This window comes from Escherichia sp. KCJ4928 (assembly GCF_004352695.1).
In the GTDB taxonomy this organism is placed as follows: Bacteria; Pseudomonadota; Gammaproteobacteria; order Enterobacterales; family Enterobacteriaceae; genus ECMA0423.
On sequence record NZ_SJWV01000266.1, the window covers coordinates 1 to 3864 of the forward strand.

At 44.4% G+C, this 3864-nt stretch carries 3 protein-coding genes; all 3 read left to right on the forward strand.

The features are described 5' to 3' along the window. Positions 1 to 210: 210 nt before the first annotated feature. Complete coding sequence (locus tag E0D98_RS22030; RefSeq protein ID WP_000825604.1) at positions 211 to 843, forward strand: YfdX family protein; 633 nt, start codon at positions 211 to 213, stop codon at positions 841 to 843. A gap of 512 nt (positions 844 to 1355) precedes the next feature. Beyond that, positions 1356 to 2606, forward strand: a complete 1251-nt coding sequence (gene frc, locus E0D98_RS22035) for a formyl-CoA transferase (RefSeq protein WP_000106759.1) — start codon at positions 1356 to 1358, stop codon at positions 2604 to 2606. A 53-nt stretch (positions 2607 to 2659) separates the two neighbouring features. Then, positions 2660 to 3864 (forward strand): oxalyl-CoA decarboxylase (gene oxc / locus E0D98_RS22040; protein ID WP_131891022.1); only part of this gene is annotated, 1205 nt, incomplete at its 3' end.

Genomic DNA, 3864 nt, shown 5'->3' on the forward strand with positions numbered 1-3864 from the left:
CTCTGCGACAGGAAGCAGATTCCTACAATTGTAAGACTAAAATACTTCTTGCGATAATAACTACAATTGTAAGACTAAAATACTTCTTGCGATAATAACTACAACTGTAAGATAACCCTTTCAAAATGACCGTTGCTCTCTGATTTCTCATTTCATGCTCACCCAATATGATGGCGGCGTTTTCTAAAACTGTTAAAGAATGAGGTAAGTATGAAACGTTTAATTATGGCTACGATGGTCACAGCAATTCTGGCATCTTCAACTGTATGGGCTGCTGATAATGCACCGGTAGCGGCACAACAGCAAACTCAGCAAGTTCAGCAAACCCAGAAAACGGCAGCAGCAGAGCGTATCTCTGAACAAGGTTTATATGCGATGCGTGACGTGCAGGTAGCGCGCCTGGCTCTGTTTCATGGCGATCCAGAAAAGGCAAAAGAACTGACCAATGAAGCTTCCGCTTTGCTGTCAGATGACAGTACCGAATGGGCAAAGTTCGCTAAGCCAGGTAAAAAGACCAATCTCAATGATGACCAATATATTGTCATTAATGCATCTGTCGGAATTTCTGAGAGTTATGTAGCAACTCCCGAAAAAGAAGCCGCGATAAAAATTGCCAATGAAAAAATGGCGAAAGGGGATAAAAAGGGCGCAATGGAAGAACTTCGCCTGGCCGGTGTTGGCGTAATGGAAAACCAATATCTGATGCCGCTTAAACAGACTCGTAATGCACTTGCTGATGCGCAGAAACTGCTTGATAAAAAGCAATACTACGAGGCAAACCTGGCGCTTAAAGGTGCGGAAGATGGAATCATCGTCGACAGCGAAGCACTGTTTGTGAACTAATGCTGACAGGCAGTATATTGAGGTAAAGGATTTAACTCCCTCCAGCCGACAATTTTTTATGACCACAATACGACAGGTTGTGGTCATAAAATTATTTGGCGCTCGCGGTTCTATAAACACGCATTTTATCTTCCTCAAAGTAAATCCCAATAATCCCGTGTCATCACAAATCATTTATTATGTTATGTTTTATGGTACGCTTTAAAAAGCGTAATCATACCCTTACTTGTAAATCACCGGCGCTTCTTACAGTTGTAAGAATAACATCACAAATGTCGCGACTCTCTCTGATTACCACGAATCAATATTTATCATATTCTTCTTTTCGTCCTCACTACTTACCATGCAGAAAGGAATTGGAAGTGGCGATGAAATGATTTTCAGCACTTGATACAGGATTTTAAAAATATCGAGTGCAGCTACGACGATATTTTGCGGGTTATTTATAGAAGATATTACGCCTTAAATAAACGCTAAATTAACACATATTTAATTAACTAATAGGTATTGCTATGTCAACTCCACTTCAAGGAATTAAAGTTCTCGATTTCACCGGTGTGCAATCTGGCCCATCTTGTACTCAAATGCTGGCCTGGTTTGGCGCTGACGTTATTAAAATTGAACGTCCCGGCGTTGGTGACGTAACGCGTCACCAGCTGCGAGATATTCCTGATATCGATGCGCTTTACTTCACCATGCTTAACAGTAACAAACGTTCTATTGAGTTAAATACCAAAACAGCGGAAGGCAAAGAGGTAATGGAAAAGCTGATCCGCGAAGCTGATATCTTAGTCGAGAACTTTCATCCAGGGGCCATTGATCACATGGGCTTCACCTGGGAGCATATTCAAGAAATCAATCCACGTCTGATTTTTGGTTCGATCAAAGGGTTTGATGAGTGTTCGCCTTATGTGAATGTAAAAGCCTATGAAAACGTTGCTCAGGCAGCGGGTGGCGCGGCATCCACTACGGGTTTTTGGGATGGTCCGCCGCTGGTAAGCGCTGCAGCGTTGGGTGACAGCAACACCGGAATGCATTTGCTGATCGGTTTACTTGCTGCTTTGCTGCATCGCGAAAAAACGGGGCGTGGGCAACGAGTCACCATGTCAATGCAGGATGCCGTATTGAACCTTTGCCGCGTGAAATTACGTGACCAGCAGCGTCTCGATAAATTGGGTTATCTGGAAGAATACCCGCAGTATCCGAATGGTACATTTGGTGATGCAGTTCCCCGCGGTGGTAATGCAGGTGGTGGCGGTCAGCCTGGCTGGATCCTGAAATGTAAAGGCTGGGAAACCGATCCTAACGCCTATATTTATTTCACTATTCAGGAGCAAAACTGGGAAAACACCTGTAAAGCCATCGGCAAACCAGAATGGATTACCGATCCGGCATACAGTACAGCCCATGCACGACAGCCACATATTTTCGATATTTTTGCTGAAATCGAAAAATACACTGTCACTATTGATAAACATGAAGCGGTGGCCTATTTGACTCAGTTTGATATTCCTTGTGCACCGGTTTTAAGTATGAAAGAAATTTCACTTGATCCCTCTTTGCGCCAAAGTGGCAGTGTTGTTGAAGTGGAACAACCGTTGCGTGGAAAATATCTGACCGTTGGTTGTCCAATGAAATTCTCTGCCTTTACGCCGGATATTAAAGCTGCGCCGCTATTAGGTGAACATACCGCTGCTGTATTGCAGGAGCTGGGTTATAGCGACGATGAAATTGCTGCAATGAAGCAAAACCACGCCATCTGATATTAACGGGGGCTTCTGGCTCCCAATTTATAAAAATTTCGAGGTTATTAATCATGTCAGATCAACTTCAAATGACAGATGGTATGCATATCATCGTTGAAGCATTAAAACAGAATAATATTGACACTATTTATGGTGTTGTAGGTATTCCTGTGACGGATATGGCACGCCATGCCCAGGCGGAAGGCATTCGTTATATTGGTTTTCGTCATGAGCAGTCGGCAGGCTATGCCGCTGCGGCAAGCGGTTTTCTTACCCAAAAACCGGGGATCTGCCTGACAGTTTCTGCGCCAGGATTCCTCAATGGTTTGACCGCATTGGCCAACGCAACGGTAAATGGTTTTCCGATGATCATGATTAGCGGCTCCAGCGACCGCGCGATCGTCGACCTACAGCAAGGTGATTATGAAGAGCTGGACCAAATGAATGCGGCAAAACCGTATGCCAAAGCAGCATTTCGCGTTAATCAGCCGCAGGATCTTGGCATTGCATTGGCACGCGCTATCCGGGTCTCTGTATCGGGTCGCCCTGGCGGAGTTTATCTTGATTTGCCAGCAAATGTCCTGGCCGCGACGATGGAAAAAGACGAAGCGTTAACCACGATTGTTAAAGTTGAAAATCCGTCGCCAGCATTATTGCCATGCCCGAAGTCAGTCACTAGCGCAATTTCGCTTTTAGCAAAAGCTGAACGGCCATTAATTATCCTTGGCAAAGGCGCGGCGTATTCACAAGCTGATGAACAGCTTCGTGAATTTATTGAAAGTACTCAGATTCCATTCCTGCCAATGTCTATGGCGAAAGGGATCCTTGAAGATACGCATCCACTTTCTGCGGCAGCTGCGCGTTCGTTTGCCCTGGCAAATGCTGACGTTGTCATGCTTGTTGGTGCACGACTGAATTGGTTATTGGCACACGGTAAAAAAGGATGGGCGGCAGATACACAGTTTATTCAACTGGATATTGAACCGCAGGAAATTGACAGCAACCGCCCCATTGCTGTGCCAGTCGTTGGTGATATTGCATCCAGTATGCAAGGTATGCTGGCAGAACTGAAACAAAACACATTTACGACTCCACTGGTATGGCGCGATATTTTAAATATCCACAAGCAGCAAAATGCACAAAAAATGCATGAAAAATTAAGTACAGATACTCAACCATTAAATTACTTTAATGCATTAAGTGCTGTGCGCGACGTATTGCGCGAGAACCAGGATATTTATTTAGTTAATGAAGGTGCAAATACCCTGGATAATGC

Coding starts and splice junctions, on each gene's coding strand:
- E0D98_RS22030 (WP_000825604.1), top strand. CDS start 211: ATGAAACGTTTAATTATGGCTACGATGGTCACAGCAATTCTGGCATCT.
- frc (WP_000106759.1), top strand. CDS start 1,356: ATGTCAACTCCACTTCAAGGAATTAAAGTTCTCGATTTCACCGGTGTG.